Genomic DNA, 23,471 nt, shown 5'->3' with positions numbered 1-23,471 from the left:
TGAGACCGAGATCTCACGCCTGCATCAGTAGATTTAAACGGCAACCGCCGACTCTTCAAGGAAGTCCTGAGCGAAACGTTGCAACACGCCGCCGGCCTCGTAGATCGACACTTCTTCAGCGGTATCCAGACGGCAAGTCACCGGCACATCAACACGCTCGCCGTTCTTGCGATGGATCACCAGCGTCAGATCCGCGCGCGGCTTGCGCTCGCCGATCACGTCGTAGGTTTCGCTGCCGTCGATGGCCAGGGTGTGACGGTCGGTGCCTGCTTTGAACTCCAGCGGCAGCACGCCCATGCCCACCAGGTTAGTGCGGTGAATGCGTTCGAAACCTTCAGCGGCAATCGCCTCGACACCGGCCAGACGCACACCTTTCGCCGCCCAGTCGCGGGATGAACCCTGACCGTAATCGGCGCCGGCGATGATGATCAGTGGCTGTTTGCGCTCCATGTAAGTTTCGATGGCTTCCCACATGCGCATGACCTTGCCTTCCGGCTCGACCCGCGCCAGCGAACCCTGTTTGACCTTGCCGTTTTCCACGACCATTTCGTTGAACAGTTTCGGGTTGGCGAAGGTCGCGCGCTGCGCGGTCAGGTGGTCGCCACGGTGCGTTGCGTAGGAGTTGAAGTCCTCTTCCGGCAGGCCCATTTTCGCCAGGTATTCGCCAGCGGCGCTGTCGAGCATGATCGCGTTCGATGGCGACAGGTGATCGGTGGTGATGTTGTCCGGCAGCACCGCCAGCGGGCGCATGCCCTTCAGCGGACGTGCGCCGGCCAGCGCGCCTTCCCAGTACGGCGGACGGCGAATGTAGGTACTCATCTCGCGCCAGTCGTACAGCGGCGTGACTTTCGGGCCGGTGTCTTCGTGGACGGCGAACATCGGAATGTAGACCTGACGGAACTGCTCAGGCTTGACCGAAGACTTCACCACGGCGTCGATTTCTTCGTCGCTTGGCCAGATGTCTTTCAGGCGGATTTCCTTGCCGTCGACCACGCCCAACACATCTTTTTCGATGTCGAAACGGATGGTGCCGGCGATGGCGTACGCCACCACCAGCGGCGGCGACGCGAGGAACGCTTGCTTGGCGTACGGATGGATGCGGCCGTCGAAGTTGCGGTTGCCCGAGAGCACCGCAGTCGCATACAGATCGCGGTCGATAATCTCCTGCTGGATCACCGGATCGAGCGCGCCGGACATGCCATTGCACGTGGTGCAGGCGAAGGCGACGACGCCGAAACCGAGCTGCTCCAGTTCAGTGGTGAGCCCCGCTTCGTCGAGGTACAGCGCGACGGTTTTCGAACCCGGCGCCAGCGAAGATTTCACCCACGGTTTGCGGGTCAGGCCGAGCTTGTTGGCGTTGCGCGCGATCAGGCCAGCGGCGATGACGTTGCGCGGGTTGCTAGTGTTGGTGCAACTGGTGATGGCGGCGATGATCACCGCGCCGTCAGGCATTTGCCCGGGGACTTCTTCCCACTGACCGGAGATGCCTTTGGCCGCCAGATCCGAGGTCGCGACGCGGGCGTGCGGGTTGCTCGGGCCGGCCATGTTGCGCACCACCGAAGACAGATCGAAAGTCAGACCGCGCTCGTATTGCGCGCCTTTCAGGCTGTCTGCCCACAGGCCGGTCAGCTTGGCGTATTGCTCGACCAACTGCACTTGCTGGTCTTCACGACCGGTGAGTTTCAGGTAATCGATGGTCTGCTGATCGATGTAGAACATCGCTGCCGTGGCGCCGTATTCCGGGGCCATGTTGGAGATGGTTGCGCGGTCGCCGAGGGTCAGCGCAGCGGCGCCTTCGCCGAAGAACTCCAGCCAGGCGCCGACGACTTTCTGTTTGCGCAGGTATTCGGTCAGCGCCAGCACCATGTCGGTGGCGGTGATGCCCGGTTGCAGCTTGCCGGTCAGTTCAACACCGACGCTTTCCGGCAGGCGCATCCACGATGCGCGACCGAGCATCACGCTCTCGGCTTCGAGGCCGCCGACACCGATGGCGATCACGCCCAAGGCATCAACGTGCGGCGTGTGGCTGTCGGTGCCAACGCAAGTGTCGGGGAACGCCACGCCTTCACGCACCTGGATCACCGGAGACATTTTCTCCAGGTTGATCTGGTGCATGATGCCGTTGCCCGGCGGGATCACATCGACGTTCTTGAAGGCCTTTTTCGTCCAGTTGATGAAGTGGAAGCGGTCTTCGTTGCGCCGGTCTTCGATGGCGCGATTTTTCTCGAACGCCTGAGCGTCGAAACCACCGGCTTCGACAGCCAGCGAATGGTCAACGATCAGTTGCGTCGGCACTACCGGGTTGACTTGCGCCGGGTCGCCACCCTGCAACGCGATCGCGTCGCGCAGGCCAGCGAGGTCGACCAGCGCGGTCTGGCCGAGAATGTCGTGGCAGACCACACGCGCCGGAAACCACGGGAAATCGAGGTCGCGTTTGCGTTCGATCAGTTGCTTGAGGGAATCGGTGAGCGTGGCCGGGTCGCAGCGACGCACCAGGTTTTCCGCCAGCACGCGGGAGGTGTACGGCAGGGTGTCGTAACTGCCGGGCTGAATCGCTTCGACCGCCGCGCGGGCGTCGAAATAATCCAGAGGGCTGCCGGGCAGGGTTTTGCGGAATGCTGTGTTCATCGGGTCAGGACTCGGGTCACGGTGGTTGCAAAGGGTGATGCCTTCTCGCCGATCCCCCCTGTAGGAGCTGCCGAAGGCTGCGATCTTTTGATCTTTGTTTTCAAGATCAAGATCAACAGATCGCAGCCTTCGGCAGCTCCTACAGGGTTTGCGCTCAGGAGTTGGCACTCACCATTTCAGCGACGTTCGATTGGCACGAACTTGCGCTGTTCGACGCCGATGTATTCGGCGCTTGGGCGGATGATGCGGTTGTTGGCGCGCTGTTCGAAGACGTGCGCGGCCCAGCCGGTCAGGCGCGAGCAGACGAAGATCGGCGTGAACAGCTTGGTCGGAATACCCATGAAGTGGTACGCCGAGGCATGGTAGAAATCGGCGTTCGGGAAGAGTTTTTTCTGTTCCCACATGGTCTTGTCGATCGCTTCGGAAACCGGGAACAACACCTTGTCGCCGACTTCATCAGCCAGCTGTTTCGCCCAGCCTTTAATCACTTCGTTGCGCGGGTCGCTGTCCTTATAGATCGCATGGCCGAAGCCCATGATCTTGTCTTTGCGCTCGAGCATGCCGAGGGTGCCTTTGATCGCGTCTTCCGGCGACGAGAAGCGCTCGATCATTTCCATCGCCGCTTCGTTGGCGCCGCCATGCAACGGACCGCGCAGCGAACCGATGGCTGCAGTGACGCAGGAATACAGATCGGACAGCGTCGAGGCGCAAACGCGGGCGGTGAAGGTCGAGGCGTTGAATTCGTGCTCGGCGTAAAGGATCAGCGACACGTTCATCACTTTGACGTGCAGTTCGCTTGGCTTCTTGTCGTGCAGCAGGTGCAGGAAGTGGCCGCCGATGGTTGGCTCGCTGCTCACGCAGTTGATGCGCTTGCCGTCGTGGCTGAAGCGATACCAGTAGCACATGATCGCCGGGAATGCGGCGAGCAAACGGTCGGTCTTGTCGCGCTGCTCGGAGAAATCTTTCTCCGGTTCGAGGTTGCCAAGGAACGAGCAGCCGGTGCGCATCACGTCCATCGGGTGGGCGTCGGCGGGGATGCGTTCGAGCACTTCTTTCAGCGCTTGCGGCAGGTCGCGCAGCTTGCTCAGCTTGCCTTGGTATTCGTCGAGTTGCGCCTGGGTTGGCAGCTCGCCGTAGAGCAGCAGGTAGGCGACTTCTTCAAATTGCGCATCGGCGGCCAGTTCGCGCACGTCGTAGCCGCGATAGGTCAGCCCGGCACCGGCCTGGCCCACGGTGGACAGTGCGGTTTGCCCGGCAACCTGGCCACGGAGCCCGGCGCCACTGAGTACTTTTGCTTCGGCCATTTCTATCTCCAATCTTGAATTTGTTAGGGAGTGTGGCGAAAAGATCGCAGCCTCGTTGCACTCGTCAGCTCCTACAGGGATCTATGTAGGAGCTGCCGCAGGCTGCGATCTTTTGATCTTCATTTTTTCGCGGCAAACAACGCATCGAGCTTCTGCTCGAACGTGTGGTAATCAATACGATCGTAAAGCTCCATGCGAGTCTGCATGGTGTCGATGACATTCTGTTGCGTGCCGTCGCGGCGGATCGCCGTGTAGACGTTTTCCGCAGCCTTGTTCATTGCGCGGAACGCCGATAGCGGATACAGCACCAGCGACACATCGGCGCCGGCCAGTTGCTCGGTGGTGTACAGCGGCGTCGAGCCGAATTCGGTGATGTTGGCCAGGATCGGCGCTTTCACACGGTTGGCGAACAGCTTGTACATCTCCAGTTCAGTGATGGCTTCCGGGAAGATCATGTCAGCGCCAGCCTCGATGCACGCGGCGGCGCGATCGAGTGCCGATTCCAGACCTTCCACCGCCAGCGCATCGGTACGCGCCATGATCACAAAGCTGTCATCGGTGCGCGCATCGACGGCGGCTTTGATGCGGTCGACCATTTCCTGCTGACTGACGATCTCTTTATTAGGACGGTGGCCACAGCGCTTGGCGCCAACCTGATCTTCGATATGAATCGCCGCCGCGCCGAACTTGATCATCGACTTCACCGTGCGCGCCACGTTGAACGCCGATGAGCCGAAACCGGTGTCGACATCGACCAACAGCGGCAGATCGCAAACGTCGGTGATGCGGCGCACGTCGGTGAGCACGTCATCCAGACCGGTGATGCCCAGATCCGGCACGCCGAGCGAGCCGGCGGCCACCCCGCCACCGGACAGGTAGATCGCCTTGAAACCGGCGCGCTTGGCCAGCAGCGCGTGGTTGGCGTTGATCGCGCCGACCACTTGCAATGGATGCTCGCTGGCGACCGCATCGCGGAAACGCTGGCCTGGAGTGCTGTGCTTGGAACTCATGACTCACCTCGTTCAGTGGCTGTCTTATTGTGGGCGCCGTCCTGGTAATGACGGGCGATGTTGCGTTTCGAGGCGCCGATGTGGCGGCGCATCAACAATTCCGCGAGCTCGCCGTCACGGTCGGCGATGGCATCGAGAATCCGGTGGTGTTCGGCAAAGGCCTGGCGTGGGCGGTTCGGCGTGGTGGAAAACTGGATGCGGTACATGCGCACCAGTTGATACAGCTCGCCGCAGAGCATCTGCGTCAGCGTGCGGTTGCCGCTGCCCTGAATGATCCGGTAGTGAAAGTCGAAATCGCCTTCCTGCTGGTAGTAGCCGACGCCGGCCTGAAACGCGGCGTCGCGCTCGTGGGTTTCCAGCACCCGGCGCAGTTCGTCGATTTCTTCGACGCTCATGCGCTCGGCCGCCAGACGGCAGGCCATGCCTTCGAGGGATTCGCGGATTTCGTAGAGTTCGATCAGCTCGGCATGATTGAGCGAGACCACGCGCGCGCCGACGTGCGGGACGCGCACCAACAGGCGCTGGCCTTCGAGACGGTGAATCGCCTCACGTAACGGTCCACGGCTGATGCCGTAAGTGCGCGCCAGTTCCGGCTCGGAGATTTTGCTGCCCGGGGCGATCTCGCCTTTGACGATGGCCGCCTGAATACGCCGGAAGACGTTTTCCGAGAGCGTCTCGGAATCGTCACCGTTGATGACCGGGGGATCAAGTTGATCCAGCATGATTGTCGACACCTTTAAATCCAATGCGGCAAAAACTAGCTAATTCAGCCGAATCAGTCAAAGGATAAATGGGTATTGTCGACAATCGTCTAATAACCTTAAAAGATCGCAGCCTTCGGCAGCTCCTACAGGGATCAGTGTAGGAGCTGCCGAAGGCTGCGATCTTTGGATCTTGTATAGACCGCCCCCAGCGCTGGCGCCATAAAACCACCGTGCTAGAATGCCGCCCGCATTTGCTGGCCATTTGTACGGCTTGTCATAAAAAGCTGCCAGGCACACGCAGGCGCTTGCGCAAGTCTTGCCAGGCACCTGAACCGACCACGGAACGCTGCGCACCAGGATTTATGAGACTCAAGCCTTTTCCCACATTCTTTGCCCTGTTTTGCCTGCCCGGCCTCGCCGCCGCGGGGGAAAAAACCGTGTACGGCCTCAACGAATACGCTTCGCTTGACGGCATCAATCTCGAAGTCGCGGCCAAACTCGACACCGGCGCGAAAACCGCCTCGCTGAGCGCCCGCGACATCAAACGCTTTAAACGCAACGGTGAGTCCTGGGTACGTTTCTACCTGGCGATCGACGCGGCGCATTCGCACCCGATCGAACGGCCACTGGCCCGCGTCAGCAAAATCAAACGCCGCGCCGGCGACTACGACCCGGAAGAAGGCAAGAAGTACACCGCCCGTCCGGTAATCGAGCTGGATATCTGCATGGGCACGGCGATGCGCAGCATCGAAGTGAACCTGACCGACCGAAGTGCGTTCCAATATCCGCTTTTGATCGGCTCCGAAGCGTTGAAACGCTTCGACGCGCTGGTCGACCCCAGTCTTAAATACGCTGCCGGCAAACCCGCCTGCACCATCGCCGCTCATACCGCCGAGTAATTTCCATGCGTTCTCTAACCTTCCACCTGAAAATCCTGATCACCATTTTGGTGTTACTGGGCGTTTCGGTTACGGCCTATCAGATTTTCGTACTCGGCATCCCGGTGACCGAAGATGCGACCGACGACTTGTGGAACATCGACGCCAAAGTCGAGTTCGTCGCCAGCACCAAGGATCCGGTAAAGATCCAGATGTTCGTACCGCCGCTGAGCCGCGATTACGTCAGCCTCAATGAAAGTTTCATTTCCAATAACTACGGCGTCGCGGTGAACCGTGTCGACGGCAACCGCAAGGTCACCTGGTCGGCACGTCGCGCCAAGGGCAACCAGACCCTTTATTACCGTTTGGTGCTGACCAAGCGTTACACCGCGGAAAAATCCAAGGTCAAAGGCCCGACCTTCCGCGACAGCATCGCCATCGAAGGCCCGGAAAAAATCGCTGCCGAGGCCCTGCTCGCACCGATCCGCCAACACTCCGCCGACGTCGAGACCTTCATCGGCGAAGCGATCAAACGCGTCAACAACCTCAACGACGACAATGTGAAATTGCTGCTGGCCGGCGATCCGTCGACTGCGCACAAAGCCAAAATCGTCGAATTGCTGCTGTCCATCGCCCACGTACCGGTGGAAAAAGTCCACACCATCCGCCTCGTCGCCGATCAACCGCAAATGCCCGAACTGTGGCTGCGCAGCTTCAACGGCAACGATTGGCTGTATTTCAACCCGGAAACCGGCGAGCAAGGCCTGCCGACCGACCGCCTGCTGTGGTGGACCGGCGATGAAAACCTGATCACCGTCGACGGCGGCAAGAAAGCCAACGTGACCTTCAGCCTGAACAACAGCGAGATGAACGCGATTCGTCTGGCCAAGCTGACCGACGAGAATACCGACGCCAACTTCCTCGAATACTCGTTGTACGGCTTGCCGCTGCAGACCCAGCAGACCTTCATGATCATGGTGATGATCCCGATCGGCGTGCTGGTGATTCTGATCCTGCGCAACCTGATCGGCCTGCAGACCCTCGGTACGTTCACCCCGGTACTGATCGCCCTCGCCTTCCGCGAGACGCAACTGGGCTTCGGTATATTGCTGTTTACCGTGATCACGGCGCTGGGGCTGTCATTACGTTCCTATCTGGAACACCTGAAGCTGCAAATGCTGCCGCGACTGTCGGTGGTGCTGACCTTTGTCGTGGTGTTGATCGCGGCGATCAGTCTGTTCAGCCATAAGCTCGGCCTGGAGCGCGGCTTGTCCGTGGCGCTGTTCCCGATGGTGATTCTGACCATGACCATCGAACGTCTGTCGATCACCTGGGAAGAACGCGGCGCCAGCCATGCGATGAAAGTCGCCATTGGCACGCTGTTCGCGGCGTCCCTGGCGCACCTGATCATGACCGTGCCTGAGCTGGTGTACTTCGTGTTCACCTTCCCGGCGATCCTGCTGATTCTGGTCGGCTTCATGCTGGCGATGGGTCGTTATCGCGGCTACCGCCTGACCGAACTGGTGCGTTTCAAGGCTTTCCTGAAGAAGGCTGACGCCTGATGTTCGGTTTCTGGAAGACCTGGAAGGCGCTGGAAGCGCGGGGGATCATGGGCATCAATCGGCGTAACGCCGACTACGTGCTCAAGTACAACAAGCGCAGCCTGTACCCGATCGTCGATGACAAGATCATCACAAAGGAACGCGCGATCGAGGCCGGCATTCACGTGCCGGAATTGTATGGCGTGATTTCCACCGAGAAGGAAATCGACAAGCTCGGCGAGATCATCGGCGGGCGCAGCGACTTCGTGATCAAACCGGCGCAGGGCGCCGGCGGTGACGGCATCATCGTCGTCGCCGACCGTTTCGAGGGCCGCTATCGCACGGTCTCGGGCAAGATCGTTGACCACGAAGAACTTGAACACCACATCTCGAGCATTCTTACTGGCCTGTATTCGCTGGGTGGCCACCGCGACCGTGCGCTGATCGAATACCGCGTGACCCCGGATCAGATCTTCAAAAGCATCAGTTATGAAGGCGTGCCGGATATTCGCATCATCGTGTTGATGGGCTATCCAGTGATGGCGATGTTGCGTTTGCCGACCCGGCAATCCGGCGGTAAGGCCAACCTGCACCAGGGCGCGATTGGCGTCGGTGTCGATCTGGCGACTGGTCTGACCCTGCGCGGCACCTGGCTGAACAACATCATCACCAAACACCCCGACACCACCAACGCGGTGGACGGCGTGCAACTGCCCTACTGGGACGGTTTCATGAAACTCGCGGCGGGCTGTTATGAGCTGTGCGGGTTGGGGTATATCGGCGTTGATATGGTGCTGGATCAGGAGAAAGGTCCGCTGATTCTCGAGCTGAATGCGCGGCCGGGGTTGAATATTCAGATTGCTAACGACTGTGGGCTGACGTTGCGTACCCATGCGGTTGAGGCGCGGCTGGAAGAGCTGAAGGCGCGTGGGGTGGTCGAGACGGCTGAAGAGCGAGTGGCGTTTACTCAGGAAATGTTTGGGCATATTCCCGCCGTCGAAGGCTGATCTCCCCCGATGATCGTTCCCACGCTCTGCGTGGGAATGCATCCCGTGACGCTCCGCGTCACAGTGGACGCAGAGCGTCCATGGCGGCGTTACCACGCAGAGCGTGGAAACGATCAGTAAAACCCCAATCTGCTCCCTTTCCCCTCGCCCCCTTGGGGGCGGTCCGACGTTTCGGGAGGGCTGGGGTGAGGGGGTGGCTTTTGACTTTGATCTGGCATCGGAGAGGACTACAATCCCCACCCCGCCTCAACGGCCGATCTGCCCCGCCCATGTTGACCTGTTCCGTACACCCGCTGCCCTACCGTGCCAATCCTGCCGACTATTTCGCGGCCATCCGCCACGCGCCCGGCGCCGTGCTGCTCGACAGCGGCCGGCCGAGTGCCGACCGCGGTCGTTACGACCTGCTCAGCGCCTGGCCGCTGGAACAACTGGCGGTGTTGCCGGATGAGAGTGGCAGTCATTTCCTCCAGCGGTTGCGCGACAATTTGCAGCACTTGGGCGAGGCGGATTTACCGTTGGGTTTCGAGTTGCCATTCGCCGGCGGCTTGATCGGTTACCTCAGCTACGACTTCGGTCGGCATCTGGAAAACCTGCCAAGCCAGGCCCGCGATGATCTGCAATTGCCTGACGCACGTTTCGGCCTGTACGACTGGGCGCTGATCAGCGATCACCAGACGTCAACCAGCCAATTGGTCTTTCACCCGTCCGTGATTGACAGCGAGCAACAGCGGCTGATTTTGTTGTTCACGCAGCCGGTCGTTAGTGCTTTAACCCCGTTCAAGCTCAACAACCCGATGGCCGCCGATCTCTCGGCTGACGATTACCGTCAGGCTTTCGAACGCATTCAACATTACATCCAGGCCGGCGATTGCTATCAGGTCAACTTCGCTCAACGCTTCCGCGCTGAGTGCCAAGGCGATCCGTGGCTGGCCTATTGCGCATTGCGCGAAGCCTGCCCGACGCCGTTCTCCGGTTTCCAGAGCCTGCCTGACGGTGGCGCGGTGTTGAGCCTGTCGCCCGAGCGCTTCGTCAAAGTCAGCCAGCGCCAAGTGGAAACCCGGCCAATCAAAGGCACCCGCCCTCGCGGCCTGACCCCAGCCGAAGATGCCGCCAACGCCGCCGAACTGCTGGCCAGCCCCAAGGATCGCGCGGAAAACCTGATGATCGTTGACCTGCTGCGCAACGACCTCGGCCGCACTTGCCGCATCGGCTCGGTGCGGGTACCGGAGTTATTCAGTCTGGAAAGCTATCCGAACGTGCATCACCTGGTCAGCAGCATCACCGGCGAACTGGCGGATGATCGCGACGCACTGGATTTGATCGCCGGCAGCTTCCCCGGCGGCTCAATCACCGGCGCACCGAAGATTCGTGCGATGCAGATCATTGATGAGTTGGAACCGACCCGGCGCGGATTGTATTGCGGTTCGTTGCTGTACCTCGACGTGCGCGGCGAGATGGACAGCTCCATCGCGATTCGCAGTCTGTTGGTCAAGGATGGGCAGGTGTGCTGCTGGGGCGGTGGCGGGATTGTTGCCGATTCGGACTGGCAGGCTGAGTATCAGGAGTCGATCACCAAAGTCAGAATCCTCCTCGAAACCCTGCAAAATCTCTGAGTAATGATCGTTCCCACGCTCTGCGTGGGAATGCAGCCCGGGACGCTCGGCGTCCCATCCAAAGCCGAACGCGGAGCGTCCGTTGAGGTATTCCCACGCAGAGCGTGGGAACGATCATCAACCCTGTAGGAGCTGCCGAAGGCTGCGATCTTTTGATCTTTAAAAGCAAAGATCGCAGCCTTCGGCAGCTCCTACAGGGGTATTCATTACAAACTCAAATCCCGGTTGGAGGCTTTTAGGAATTCCTGCTTCAACTCAGCAAAGGTATGCACCGCCGGAAACTGCGGAAACTCGCGAATCACATTCTCCGGCGCATGAAACAGAATCCCCGCATCCGCCTCGCCCAGCATCGTCGTATCGTTATACGAATCCCCCGCCGCAATCACCTGGTAATACAGGCTCTTGAACGCCAGCACCGACTGACGCTTGGGATCTTTCTGACGCAACTGATAGCTGGTCACCCGCCCGGTTTCGTCAGTAATCAGACGATGGCACAGCAACGTCGGGAAGCCCAACTGACGCATCAGCGGCTGCGAGAACTCATAAAACGTGTCCGACAGAATCACCACCTGAAAGCGCTCGCGCAGCCAGTTGACGAACTCCACCGCGCCGTCCAGCGGCTTCAGCGTGGCGATCACTTCCTGAATGTCGGCGAGCTTCAAGCCGTGCTCGTCGAGGATGCGCAGACGCTGCTTCATCAGCACGTCGTAATCGGGAATGTCCCGGGTGGTGGCCTTGAGGGAGTCGATTCCGGTTTTTTCGGCGAAAGCGATCCAGATTTCCGGCACCAACACCCCTTCAAGATCCAGGCAAGCAATTTCCACAAGACACTCCCGTTTGTATTGATTATTTGAGTCGAGCGAGGCCGAACTCTAGCGACTCAAATCCACTCGCGCAACGCACAGCGCGCCCCGAGCCGCGCAGCTTTTTGTTACCATCGGCCCCATATAGAGCGCCCAGCGCCACCGACCTGTAGGAAGCCGCCCTGATGAGTGCAACGTTCGACGTCGTGGAACTCGCCACGACCTATGCCAACAAATCCGCGCAAGACATTCTCAAACTCGCCTTTGCCGAGTTCGGTGATGACCTGTGGATATCTTTCAGCGGCGCCGAGGATGTGGTGCTGGTGGACATGGCCTGGAAGCTCAACAAGAACGTCAAGGTGTTCAGCCTCGACACCGGCCGCCTGCACCCGGAGACCTACCGCTTCATCGATCAAGTGCGCGAGCACTACAAGATCGACATCGAACTGGTGTCGCCGGACTACACGAAACTGGAGCCGTTCGTGAAGGAAAAAGGCCTGTTCAGTTTCTACAAGGACGGCCACGGCGAATGCTGCGGCATCCGTAAGATCGAACCGCTGCGCCGCAAACTGTCCGGCGTCAAAGCCTGGGCCACCGGCCAGCGCCGCGACCAGAGCCCGGGCACGCGCAGTGCCGTGGCAGTGTTGGAAATCGACACCGCGTTCTCTACTCCGGAACGCACCCTGTACAAGTTCAACCCGCTGGCGCAGATGACCAGCGAAGAGATCTGGGGCTACATCCGCATGCTCGAGCTGCCGTACAACAGCCTGCATGAACGCGGTTTCATCAGCATCGGCTGCGAACCGTGCACCCGCCCTGTCCTGCCAAATCAGCACGAGCGCGAAGGCCGCTGGTGGTGGGAAGAAGCGACGCAGAAAGAATGCGGGCTGCATGCGGGGAATATCATCAGTAAGTCCAACAGCTAAAAGATCGCAGCCTGCGGCAGCTCCTACAGGTGACCGCATTCCCATGTAGGAGCTGCCGCAGGCTGCGATCTTTTGATCTTGAAAAAATGTGTACACACGAATGTCACCATCGGTGCCATTTGTGTGTGCACTTTTTTGTTTCCGCGCCCTGAAAGGTTACATCCCCTCCGAAATCTTCACGCTTTTGCTCCCCGCCCAAATCCCCCACCGAAAATAAATACCTGTTCAATCGGTCAATTTTTAATCACCACATTTCAGTCACTTAGCGCTCCTCGATAACTTTTCGAAATGAGCAACGCCGTCCATAGATCAGTAACTGGCACAAATCTGGCTTTAGTGCATACATGTTTTGTATACAAAACTGCAAAACATAAACACACTTTCGATCCGCAAGCCTGAAGCGCCCTATCCCGTACAGGCTGCAGATGCCCCGTAACCAGTGATGTTTCACTGCCACGACGAAGATTTGTCGAGCCTGACGGCTTAAGCACAGTCATCGCGGCGCTGAACATCAGGAGCCTGCCGGAATGCGTACAAGTCTCTCCAATAACATCGCGCTGAATCTGCCCGCCTCTGCCCTCGATCAACCATCGTCTTACGACGGTCTGGCCGAACCGTTACAACTGAGCCCCCGCTTGCACAACAGCGACCTCGCGCCGACCAAGGCCGAAGGTCGACGCTGGGGCAAATACAGCATCTTCGCTTTGTGGACGAACGACGTGCACAACATCGCCAACTATTCCTTCGCCATCGGCTTGTACGCGTTGGGCCTGGGTGGCTGGCAGATTTTGTTGTCACTGGGGATCGGCGCGGCGCTGGTGTACTTCTTCATGAACCTGTCCGGTTACATGGGGCAGAAAACCGGGGTGCCGTTTCCGGTGATCAGCCGGATCAGTTTCGGCATTCACGGTGCGCAAATTCCTGCATTGATCCGGGCGGTTATCGCCATCGCCTGGTTCGGGATTCAGACGTATCTGGCGTCAGTAGTCCTACGAGTGCTGCTCACGGCAGTGCATCCTGGTTTCGCCGAATACGACCACAACTCGATCCTCGGTCTGTCGACGCTGGGCTGGGCATCGTTCGTGGCGATTTGGTTCGTGCAACTGGCGATTCTCGCCTACGGCATGGAAATGGTGCGTCGTTACGAGGCGTTCGCCGGGCCGGTGATTCTGCTGACCGTTGCCGCGCTTGCCGCATGGATGTACTTCCAGGCCAACGCGACCATCGCCTGGTCGACCCGCGATCCGCTGACCGGTGGCGAGATGTGGCGCAACATCTTTGCTGGCGGCGCATTGTGGCTGGCGATCTACGGCACGTTGATCCTCAATTTCTGTGACTTCGCCCGCTCTTCGCCATGCCGCAAGACCATCAAGGTAGGAAACTTCTGGGGCTTGCCGGTGAATATTCTGGTGTTCGCCGCGATTACCGTCCTGCTCTGTGGCGCGCAATTTCAGATCAATGGCCGAATCATCGAAAGCCCGACTGAAATCATCGCGTCGATTCCCAATACGTTCTTTTTGGTACTGGGTTGCCTGGCCTTCCTGATCGTCACCGTGGCGGTGAACATCATGGCCAACTTCGTCGCCCCGGCTTTCGTGCTCAGTAACCTGGCGCCGAAATACCTGACCTTCCGCCGCGCCGGGCTGATCAGCGCAACCATCGCCGTGCTGATTCTGCCGTGGAATCTCTACAACAGCCCGCTGGTGATCGTGTATTTCCTGTCCGGCCTCGGCGCCCTGCTCGGCCCGTTGTACGGGGTGATCATGGTCGACTACTGGCTGATCCGCAAAGGCCGGATCAACGTGCCGCAACTCTACAGCGAAGACCCGAACGGCGCTTATTACTACAGCCGTGGCATCAACCTGCGCGCGGTTGCCGCGTTCATTCCAGCGGCGCTGATCGCCATCGTGCTGGCGCTGGTGCCGGGTTTCCACAGCGTCTCGCCGTTCTCCTGGCTGATCGGTGCCGGCATCGCCGGAATGCTCTACCTGATCATCGCCAAACGCGAAGCGCACTACGCCGACGTCAGCGGCGAGTCGATCGCGGTCGACAACGTCTGCCATTAATTTCCCTCGCGGCCCGGATGTCGGGCCGCAGAACTGCCCGCTATAAGGATTTCCCATGCGTATTCTCGTGGTCAACGTCAACACCACCGAGTCCATCACCCAAGCCATCGCCCGCTCGGCGCAGGCCGTCGCGTCACCGGGTACGGAGATCGTTGGCTTGACGCCGTTTTTCGGCGCCGACTCGATTGAAGGCAACTTCGAAAGCTACCTCGCCGCGATTGCCGTGATGGATCGGGTGATGGCCTACGACCAACCGTTCGACGCGGTGATTCAGGCCGGTTACGGCGAACATGGTCGCGAAGGTTTGCAGGAATTGCTCAACGTGCCGGTGGTGGACATCACCGATGCGGCGGCGAGTACGGCAATGTTTCTCGGCCACGCGTACTCGGTGGTGACGACGCTGGATCGCACCGTGCCGCTGATCGAGGATCGGCTGAAATTGTCGGGGCTGTGGGATCGTTGCGCTTCGGTGCGAGCCAGTGGTTTGGCGGTTCTGGAGCTGGAACACGAACCGCAGCGTGCGCTGGAAGCGATCGTGCATCAGGCCGAACTGGCGGTGACGCAGGATAAGGCCGAGGTGATTTGCCTGGGTTGCGGCGGCATGGCCGGGCTGGATGAGCAGATTCGTCGTCGTACCGGCGTGCCGGTGGTGGATGGCGTGACGGCGGCGGTGACGATTGCGGAATCGCTAGTGCGGTTGGGCTTATCGACGTCGAAGGTGCGGACTTACGCGACGCCGCGGCCGAAGAACATTATTGGCTGGCCGGGGCGGTTTGCCCGGTAGACCGCGTTATCGTTCATCGCGAGCAAGCTCGGCTCCTACAGGTTTTGTGTCGAATCACCATTTTGCATTCAACACAAAACCTGTAGGAGCCAAGCTTGCTCGCGAACGGGACAACTCGGTTTAATGCCTTACTCAAATAGCACTAAACCGCCGCACCAACCCCCGCTCCGCAAACTGCTCAATCAAAAAATCCACAAACGCCCGTGTCTTCCCCGGCAACAATTTATGCTCGGCGTAGTAGACCGAAATATTGCCATCATCAACAAACCACTCCGGCAACACCCGCTGCAACCTTCCCGACTCCAGATACCCCACCGCAAACGGCATGCTCACCAACGCGATCCCCAACCCTTGCGCCGCCGTTGCGCACGCGGCTTCGGAATCGCTCAGGGTCATGCGCGCCTTGAGCATCAATGGCCGACAGTTCTGCGGATCGCGTCCGGTCAGCTGCCAGGAACGCACGCGCCCGGTTTGCGGCGAACGGATCAGAATCCCGTCGTGATGGCTGAGATCGTCCGGCTCGGTGATTTCGGGATTGGCCTGTAGATAGTCGGCAGACGCCACCAAAATCCGGTGCGCCGGGCTCAACTTGCGTGCGATCACCCCCTGCGGCAGATCGAAGCCGCCACCAATGGCCGCATCAAACCCCTGCCCGATCAGATCGACCTGGCGATTATCGAAATGCCAGTCCGGACTGATCGCTGGATATCGCTGCAAAAACTCACCGAGCATCGGCACGATGTGCAAACAACCAAACGCGGCGCCCATGCTGACTTTCAGCGTTCCCGCCGGCAGCCCTTCGACACTGGACAGATTGGCCACGGCATTCTGAATGGTGGTCAGGCTGCCACTGACCTGATTCAAAAACAGCTGCCCGGCCTCGGTCAGCGTCAGGCTGCGTGTACTACGCTGGAACAGCCGCACACCGAGCCGCACCTCAAGTTTGGCAACACTTTTGCCAACGGCCGCCGGGGTCAGACTCAAGCGCCGTGCAGCCTCGGCAAAGCTGCCGACCTCGGCACTGCGCACGAAGCATTCGATGCTGCTGAAGGTTTCCATGATCACCACTATAAACTTCTGGTTTACACAGACTATAGCAATCATGGTCTACACAGTTGTCGATACCAAGTCGATACTCGCCACCAATAGCAAGGCATTCCCGCCTTGAACACTCTGGAGATCGAACATGACCATTCAACACCTCAGCGGTAAAGTCGCTCTGATTCAAGGCGGTTCCCGCGGTATCGGCGCTGCCATCGTCAAACGTCTGGCCGCTGAAGGCGCTGCAGTAGCCTTCACCTACGTCAGCTCCACCGCCAAAGCTGAAGAGTTGCAAAACAGCATCATCGCCAACGGTGGCAAAGCCTTGGCGATCAAGGCCGACAGCGCTGACGCCGCCGCCATCCGCCACGCCGTTAACGCCACCGTCGAAGCGTTTGGCCGAGTGGATATTCTGGTCAACAACGCTGGTGTGCTGGCGGTCGCACCGCTGGAAGACTTCAAACTGGAAGACTTCGACCAGACCGTGGCGATCAACATTCGCAGCGTGTTCATCGCTTCGCAAGAAGCCGCCAAACACATGGGCGAAGGTGCGCGCATTATCAACATCGGCAGCACCAACGCCGACCGCATGCCCTTCGCCGGTGGCGGCGTGTATGCAATGAGCAAATCGGCGCTGGTCGGCCTGACCAAAGGCCTGGCCCGCGATCTCGGCCCACGCGGCATCACCGTCAACAACGTGCAACCCGGCCCGGTCGACACCGACATGAACCCGGCGCACGGCGACTTCGCCGAAAGCCTGATCCCGCTGATGGCCGTCGGCCGCTACGGTAAAGCCGAAGAAATCGCCAGCTTCGTCGCCTACCTGGCAGGCCCGGAAGCCGGTTACATCACCGGTGCCAGCCTGACCATCGACGGTGGTTTTGGCGCCTGATATTTCCAAATCGCCGTAACGAAAAACGCCGCCGCTCTTTTCACAGAGCGGCGGCGTTTTTTTGTCTCAAGCGTTTACGCCCATTCCAGCGCCGGCAAACCGCAAGCACTCGGGGTGAAGGCTTTCAACGTACGAAGAATCCCGTCCGCGTGTGCGTATTTTTCATCAGCCATGGCGGCGTCCGGAATCGCAATCGCGGTCATGCCGGCGGCTTTCGCTGCGGTCACGCCAAACGGCGAATCCTCGAACACCAGACAATCCTCAGGCGCGACGCCCAGACGTCGCGCTGCGGTGAGGAAGATATCCGGCGCCGGTTTCGCCGCACCGACTTCCGGATCGTCGGCGGTAACAATGAAGTCGAACAGCGCAAACCAGTCTTGGTGCAGCGTGGTTTTCTGACCAAACGACTGACGCGACGAACTGGTGCCCACCGCGATCGGAATGTTGTGCGCCTTGAGGTGACGAATCAGCTCCTCGGCGCCCGGCATCGCCTGCGCTTTCGGGAAACGCTCACGCATCAACGGCTCGCGGATCTCCAAGAACTCATCGGCAGTGATCGGCAGATCCAGCGCCTGCACCACGTAATTGGCCAGATCGTTGGCACCGCGACCGATGATGTTCTGTTTGACGCTCCAGTCGAAGGTGCGCCCGTAGCGCTGGGCAATCAGCGAAGTGACCTCGGTGTAAATGCCTTCGGTGTCGAGCAACAAACCGTCCATATCGAAAATCACGGCCTTGATCGGGCCGAACGCCTTCAGCGGTGCATTCATCATCGGATCCGTTTTCAAAGACATCCCAGGCGGCATCGCGCCGCTGCTCGGATCTGATTAAAGGGTTCAGCAGCATAACGAGCGCGACAGACATTGAGCAACGGGCAATGTCTGTTGCGCCGATGAACTACTCGCGAATATTTAGCGAAACGTCCTACAGGCATCACCTACTTGGCCGACTTCTTTCCTCACTGATCCCCCGCAAAGTCCGTGCTCCTCCTTGATGTGCGCGAGCGACTGCGAATGTTTCAACCCGATCGGCTACTGGCCCTGAACAACAGCATTGGCCTGCTGATAGTTGCCGCACTGAATCCGGATCACCCGGATTTCGAAACCCTGATCGGCGAATTTCGCCTGTGCCTCAATAACTACGAAGCCTGGGCCGAACAATACTGGACGGGCACGGCGCTGGATGTCGAGCAGGTGTTTACCGTCGGCAACGACGTACGCCTCAGCGCCCCGATCAAGTCCCGCAAACCGATCAGCTCATCCGTAGTCATGTGCCCCGCCAGCGGATCTTTGACCCTGGTGCACATGTTCGAAGCCGCCCGCTTCGTACCGATCGGCAACACCCCGGTGACGCTCGAACCGGTGATTGGCGACGTCGGCGGTGTCCTGACCTTCGGCGAAGCGCTGCGCCATACGATCGGCCCGAGCGGGATATTGCAGGTGACCGATTGCGATCGGGGCCAGCGTTATCGCATCACCTTCTTTCCCGATGTTTCCACTGCGCATGTTCGTGAGTTGTATGACTCCTACGAAAGCATTCTCGGTGACCTCGAGCGCTGGTTGCGTGCCGAGTGGACAGGTTTTCAGCCGTTGTGGGCGGAGTTTTCCAACGCCGGATTTTCTGACCGTTACCGGCAGTTGCAACAGGCGGATTGGCGCGGTTTCGAGAAAGCGCTGAACGGTGTCTGGGATGACATCAAGCAACTGTTCGCCCTCCTCGCCGATCTGCAGGCCAACAGCGAAAAGCTCCTGGAATACCTCAGCGCCGCCGAGCTTGAAGCCCTGCTGCAAACCTCCAGCGACGCGATTGCCAATGCGTTGCTGATGCTCAGCGATGAGCCGCTGATGTTCATTCATCTGGCCGCGTTCACCAGTTGGCTGAAGATGCTGCCGCCGCAGTACCTGGCCGAAGTCGTGGCTGAGGTGCGCGTCGAACTGTTGATCAGTTTCCTGCTGATGCGGGTGTCGGGTGGCGTCGGCGTGCCGCTGCGCCTGAGCAGCAAAGTGCTGGCAAAGATCAAATCGCCACGGGCGCGGGAATGGCTGGCGGCCTCGGCGTTGCGCCTGGCTGAACTGACCTCTGCGCCGGAGCTGACCCAGCATGCGGGCGCGCTGAGACCGTTGATGTTGAGTGCGCGTGAAGTGCCGTTGAAACCGACGCCGTCGATTCCGCTGAACATTCGGCAGGCAGATGAAGTGGTGTTGACGGTGCCAAACCCGGCGCCGATTGCGCGGGACAAGTCGCAGGGCGCCACGCGAATGGAGCGTCATGAGCCTCACGATGACGCTTCGGATCAGGCGAAAAATCCAAATGGGGATAGCGCTGATTGTGTACCGCGTACCTGCACCAACGGCTGTCCGGTATCGATGGTCACTGGCGAGGAACTGCTGACGCTGACTGATGGCGTGCTTGATGGCGTGTTGCCGTTTGAGTTCACCCGGTTGTATCGCACCAGTGCGGTGGAAATCGATGTCGGCCTGGGGTTTGGCTGGAGCCATTCGCTGGCGCATCGGCTGGAATTTGATGGCGACTCGGTTGTTTGGGTCGATCACGAGAATAAGCGCACACGGTTTCCGCTGCCGAATGTTGAGCGGCCTTCTATTCACAACAGTTTGTCGCGGGCAGCAATTTTTCTCGGGGATGAGCCGGAGGAGCTGATTCTTGCGCTGGCCGGGGAAACGGCGCGATTTTATCACTTTCGCGCCGGGCGTCTGACGTCGATTAGCGATGCCTATGGCAATCGCCTGACCGTGCATCGCGATCGGTCTGACAGGGTTCAGCGACTGGATAACGGTGCCGGTCGCTCGTTGTTGCTGCGTTACGACCGCGCGCAATTGATCGCGATCGATTACCAAAGTTTGCAAAACGCTGAATGGGCGACGGAGCAAATCCTCGTTCGCTATTGCCACGACGCGCGCCAGCGCTTGTTGGCGGCAACCAATGCTTTAGATGAAAGCGAGCGCTACGACTACGACGACGCGCACGTCATCCTGCAGCGACAGCTGACCGGTGGTGCGAGTTTTTTCTGGGAGTGGGAACGGGCTGGCAAGGCTGCGCGTTGTGTACGGCACTGGGCGTCGTTTTCGCAGATGGACACGCGTTACGTCTGGAGCGACGACGGCAGTGTGGCGGTGCATTACGTCGATGGCACCGAAGAGGTTTACGTCCACGACGACCGCGCGCGACTGGTGCGCAAGGTTGAGGCCGATGGCGGTGAGCAACTCAAGGCGTACGACGATCAGGGACGGTTGATCGCTGAACAGGATGCGCTGGGTTCTATCACCGAGTACCGCTATGACGATGTCGGACGACTGATCGCGCTGATTCCTGCGGCGGATACGCCAACGTCCTACGAGTATCGCAACGGTTTCCTGCATCGGCGTTCGCGTGGCGATGCGGTGTGGATTTATCGGCGCAATGCCGAGGGCGACATCACCGAGGCTGTCGATCCTGACGGACAGGTCACTCATTACTACTACAGCGTTCGCGGGCAACTGGTGTCGATCCGGTATCCGGACACCAGTCGGCATTTGCTGGCCTGGAATGACCTGGGCCAACTGGTTGAAGAGACGTTGCCCCAGGGCGGCGTACGGCGTTTTTCCTACGATGCTTTGGGACGGCGGACGACCACGGTTGATCAACATGGCGCCGTTACGCGTCAGCAGTGGGACGACGTTGGACGACTGGTTCAGACGACTTTTCCTACGGGTGCCACGCGTGCATATAGCTACGGCGCTTACGGGCAAGTCACCGCCGAGCGTGATGAGCTGGGGCACGTCACCCGGTATGAATACGACGATGACCTGCATCTGGTCTCCCGTCGCATTAACCACGACGGAACGCGGATTCAATACCGCTACGACCATGCACAACTACTGCTCACGGAAATTGAGAACGAGTCGGGTGAGAAATATCGGCTGGACTACACGCCGACCGGATTAATCCGACAGGAAACTGGTTTCGATGGGCGCCGAACTGCTTACGTGTATGACCTCAACGGTCACCTGCTGGAAAAGACCGAGTTCGGTGATGACGACTCTCGGCTAGTCACCGCTTATAAGCGCGATGGCGCCGGACGCCTGCTGGTCAAAACCCTGCCCGACGGCGTCAAAGTCAGCTACCAGTACGACCCACTCGGTCGCCTGACCGGCGTCGATGACGGTCAGAACCATCCGCTGGCCTTCGAATACGACCGCCAGGATCGGCTGATCACCGAGCATCAGAGCTGGGGCACTCTGCGCTATGCCTACGACGCCTGCGGTCAGCTCAAAAGCATGCGTTTGCCGGACAACAGCAAACTCGACTATCAACACGCCAAGGGTGGCGCCCTCGCCGGCATCGACCTCAACGGCGCCCCACTCACCCGCCACGTCTACCAGTCCGGTCGCGAACAACAACGCGAGCAAGGCCTGCTGCTCAGCGAATACTCCTACGACGAACAGGGCCGACTGCTCGCCCATGCCGTAGGCCATAAACGCGATTCGATGTATCGCCGCGATTATGCCTACAGCGCCAACGGCAACCTTTCGTACATCGCCGACACTCGCCACGGCCAACGCACCTACGGCTACGACACCCTCGACCGCTTGATCCGCGTCCGCCACTCCCGCGACGAACTCCCGGAAACCTACGCCCACGACCCGGCTGGCAACCTGCTCATGCAGGATCGCCCCGGCCCGAGCCAGATCAAAGGCAACCGCCTGCTGATGCAGGGCGATCGCCACTACGACTACGACGCCTTCGGCAACCTGATCCGCGAGCGTCGCGGCACAGCGCACAAACTTGTCACCGAATACCTTTACGACTGCCAGCACCGACTGATCGGCCTGACCCGCCCTGACGGTAAAACCGCGTCTTACCGTTACGACGCCTTCGGCAGACGCATCAGCAAAACCGTCGACGGCACCACCACGGAATTCTTCTGGCAAGGCGACAACCTCGTCGCCGAAAGCAGCGATACCGAATACCGCAGCTACGTCTACGAACCCGGCACCTTCCGCCCGCTAGCGCTGCTCGATGGCAAAGGCCCGAAAAAGGCCTGCCCGTTTTACTACCAGAACGACCACCTCGGCACGCCGCTGGAACTGACCGATTACAGCGGGGAAATCGTCTGGTCGGCGCAGTACGACGCCTACGGGAAAGTCGCGGCGGTGACGTTGGCGGCTGAAGAGTATCTGGATCAGCCACTGCGATTTCAGGGGCAGTATTTCGATGCGGAAAGTGGGCTGCATTACAACCGGCATCGGTATTACGACCCGCGGCTGGGGCGGTATTTGACGCCGGATCCGGTGAAGCTGGCGGGTGGGATTAATCAGTACCAGTACACGCCGAACCCGATTGGGTGGGTGGATCCGTTGGGGTTGAACTCCAATTGTCCGCCGCCGAATAGGCCTGGGTGTGAGGTGCCGGGGGGGATTGGTGAGGCTAAGGTAGGCGAAGGCGACCCGCAATTACCAAGTTTGATCCATGGTGTTGACCCAAAACCATTGAAGCGTACACATGCAATCTCGGGAAAAGGATCAACTAAACGGGTCGAAGATTTAGGAAAAAAAATGCGAGCTGATGGATACGACAGTAGCTTTCCCATAGACGTAGCGGAATATCAAGGCACCCTTTATATTCTGGATGGACACCACCGTGCAGCAGCTGCAAGACAAACAGCAACGCCGATAACTATGCAATTGATCACCAACATCAGAGAACACAAGGGCACCCTTAACACTATCGAAGAAGTAATCGAATCTGCTGAAAATGTAGGGCACGACCGACTGGAGCATCACAGAAGAAGATGAAAAATACCGACACGTCGCTTGAAGAGCTAATTACCGACTTTCTTTCGAAAGTAGACTACGGCACGGAGCTATTACGTAAAAAATTTGGCACCCGCAATATTTTAAGACTTTGGCGGAGCAAACAAATCGAACGCTGTGGAGAAATAACAAATGGAGTTGAATACGAGCTCCACGGTATCGGATGCGCTATTCACTTCCCTTCGGAATCAGTGGATTTCGATTACGGATCAAATGATAGAATCGACGGCTTCGATGTGTGGCGGCTATACATTTACGCTAGTGATAGACCATTGAAATATAAAAAATACTGTGACCAAAAAATAGTTGAGAACGAATTTAACGAATACATCGCACTTGGTCGAATAGAGAAGATGTCAGCCTCGGACAATCTTTACATCCTCAGTAAATCTGAATCAACTGAGCACAGATAAAAATCTGTTCGTCAACGTCCATTCATCCTTCTACAAGCCTTAGCTGCTATC

Annotated in this window: 17 protein-coding genes; 10 read left to right on the top strand and 7 right to left on the bottom strand. The window is 59.1% G+C overall.

What is annotated here, in order from left to right; translation table 11 throughout:
- Positions 1–33: 33 nt before the first annotated feature.
- From acnD to ACIP66_RS13140, 4 genes are all read right to left on the bottom strand, one after another.
- Positions 34–2,628 (bottom strand): Fe/S-dependent 2-methylisocitrate dehydratase AcnD, encoded by a 2,595-nt coding sequence (gene acnD / locus ACIP66_RS13155; protein ID WP_400648599.1) that lies wholly within the window; start codon positions 2,626–2,628, stop codon positions 34–36.
- A 176-nt stretch (positions 2,629–2,804) separates the two neighbouring features.
- Positions 2,805–3,932: a 2-methylcitrate synthase gene (gene prpC, locus ACIP66_RS13150; protein ID WP_212544327.1), complete on the bottom strand. Its 1,128-nt coding sequence runs from the start codon at positions 3,930–3,932 to the stop codon at positions 2,805–2,807.
- 119 nt (positions 3,933–4,051) lie between these two features.
- Positions 4,052–4,942, bottom strand: a complete 891-nt coding sequence (prpB, locus tag ACIP66_RS13145) for a methylisocitrate lyase (protein ID WP_007916432.1) — start codon at positions 4,940–4,942, stop codon at positions 4,052–4,054.
- Complete coding sequence (locus tag ACIP66_RS13140; protein ID WP_172680069.1) at positions 4,939–5,661, bottom strand: GntR family transcriptional regulator; 723 nt, start codon at positions 5,659–5,661, stop codon at positions 4,939–4,941. The genes prpB and ACIP66_RS13140 overlap by 4 nt, the downstream gene beginning before the upstream one ends.
- 347 nt (positions 5,662–6,008) lie before the next feature.
- On the opposite strand from ACIP66_RS13140, the gene ACIP66_RS13135 reads away from it, so the two are divergent.
- From ACIP66_RS13135 to pabB, 4 genes are all read left to right on the top strand, one after another.
- Positions 6,009–6,545 (top strand): ATP-dependent zinc protease, encoded by a 537-nt coding sequence (locus tag ACIP66_RS13135; RefSeq protein WP_053116866.1) that lies wholly within the window; start codon positions 6,009–6,011, stop codon positions 6,543–6,545.
- Positions 6,546–6,550: 5 nt separating this feature from the next.
- Complete coding sequence (locus ACIP66_RS13130; protein ID WP_159815415.1) at positions 6,551–8,086, top strand: inactive transglutaminase family protein; 1,536 nt, start codon at positions 6,551–6,553, stop codon at positions 8,084–8,086.
- The gene (locus ACIP66_RS13125; protein WP_053116864.1) at positions 8,086–9,072 is read left to right on the top strand and encodes an alpha-L-glutamate ligase-like protein; all 987 of its coding nucleotides are present in this window, start codon (positions 8,086–8,088) and stop codon (positions 9,070–9,072) included. The genes ACIP66_RS13130 and ACIP66_RS13125 overlap by 1 nt, the downstream gene beginning before the upstream one ends.
- A gap of 269 nt (positions 9,073–9,341) precedes the next feature.
- Complete coding sequence (gene pabB, locus ACIP66_RS13120) at positions 9,342–10,685, top strand: aminodeoxychorismate synthase component I (RefSeq protein ID WP_400648597.1); 1,344 nt, start codon at positions 9,342–9,344, stop codon at positions 10,683–10,685.
- Between the two features lie 206 nt (positions 10,686–10,891).
- Here the strand turns inward: pabB and thrH are convergent, their stop codons facing one another.
- The gene (gene thrH, locus ACIP66_RS13115) at positions 10,892–11,509 is read right to left on the bottom strand and encodes a bifunctional phosphoserine phosphatase/homoserine phosphotransferase ThrH (protein WP_400648596.1); all 618 of its coding nucleotides are present in this window, start codon (positions 11,507–11,509) and stop codon (positions 10,892–10,894) included.
- A gap of 164 nt (positions 11,510–11,673) precedes the next feature.
- Between thrH and ACIP66_RS13110 the strand changes: the two genes are divergently transcribed.
- The 3 genes from ACIP66_RS13110 to ACIP66_RS13100 all read left to right on the top strand — a co-directional run bounded on the left by ACIP66_RS13110 (position 11,674) and on the right by ACIP66_RS13100 (position 15,264).
- Positions 11,674–12,414: a phosphoadenylyl-sulfate reductase gene (locus ACIP66_RS13110; RefSeq protein ID WP_400648594.1), complete on the top strand. Its 741-nt coding sequence runs from the start codon at positions 11,674–11,676 to the stop codon at positions 12,412–12,414.
- Between the two features lie 527 nt (positions 12,415–12,941).
- A complete protein-coding gene (locus tag ACIP66_RS13105; RefSeq protein WP_400648593.1) occupies positions 12,942–14,480 on the top strand; it encodes an NCS1 family nucleobase:cation symporter-1 in 1,539 nt (512 codons plus the stop codon).
- 55 nt (positions 14,481–14,535) lie between these two features.
- Positions 14,536–15,264, top strand: a complete 729-nt coding sequence (locus tag ACIP66_RS13100) for an aspartate/glutamate racemase family protein (protein ID WP_159815281.1) — start codon at positions 14,536–14,538, stop codon at positions 15,262–15,264.
- A gap of 132 nt (positions 15,265–15,396) precedes the next feature.
- Here ACIP66_RS13100 and ACIP66_RS13095 read toward each other — a convergent pair whose 3' ends face one another.
- Positions 15,397–16,323 (bottom strand): LysR family transcriptional regulator, encoded by a 927-nt coding sequence (locus ACIP66_RS13095; protein WP_400648591.1) that lies wholly within the window; start codon positions 16,321–16,323, stop codon positions 15,397–15,399.
- 127 nt (positions 16,324–16,450) lie between these two features.
- Between ACIP66_RS13095 and ACIP66_RS13090 the strand changes: the two genes are divergently transcribed.
- Positions 16,451–17,197 (top strand): 3-oxoacyl-ACP reductase family protein, encoded by a 747-nt coding sequence (locus ACIP66_RS13090; RefSeq protein WP_400648590.1) that lies wholly within the window; start codon positions 16,451–16,453, stop codon positions 17,195–17,197.
- A 74-nt stretch (positions 17,198–17,271) separates the two neighbouring features.
- Here ACIP66_RS13090 and ACIP66_RS13085 read toward each other — a convergent pair whose 3' ends face one another.
- Entirely contained in the window at positions 17,272–17,967 is a 696-nt protein-coding gene (locus tag ACIP66_RS13085) for an HAD-IA family hydrolase (RefSeq protein WP_400648588.1), read from the bottom strand.
- 243 nt (positions 17,968–18,210) lie between these two features.
- Between ACIP66_RS13085 and ACIP66_RS13080 the strand changes: the two genes are divergently transcribed.
- Complete coding sequence (locus ACIP66_RS13080) at positions 18,211–22,989, top strand: RHS repeat-associated core domain-containing protein (RefSeq protein WP_400648587.1); 4,779 nt, start codon at positions 18,211–18,213, stop codon at positions 22,987–22,989.
- Positions 22,986–23,420: a DUF6896 domain-containing protein gene (locus tag ACIP66_RS13075; protein ID WP_053116855.1), complete on the top strand. Its 435-nt coding sequence runs from the start codon at positions 22,986–22,988 to the stop codon at positions 23,418–23,420. The genes ACIP66_RS13080 and ACIP66_RS13075 overlap by 4 nt, the downstream gene beginning before the upstream one ends.
- The last annotated feature ends 51 nt before the right edge of the window (positions 23,421–23,471 follow it).

Source organism: Pseudomonas sp. NPDC088429, from assembly GCF_044753305.1.
Classification (GTDB): domain Bacteria; phylum Pseudomonadota; class Gammaproteobacteria; order Pseudomonadales; family Pseudomonadaceae; genus Aquipseudomonas; species Aquipseudomonas rustica.
Note: the sequence above shows the minus strand (reverse complement) of the source record. Positions and strands in the feature narration are given on the sequence as shown.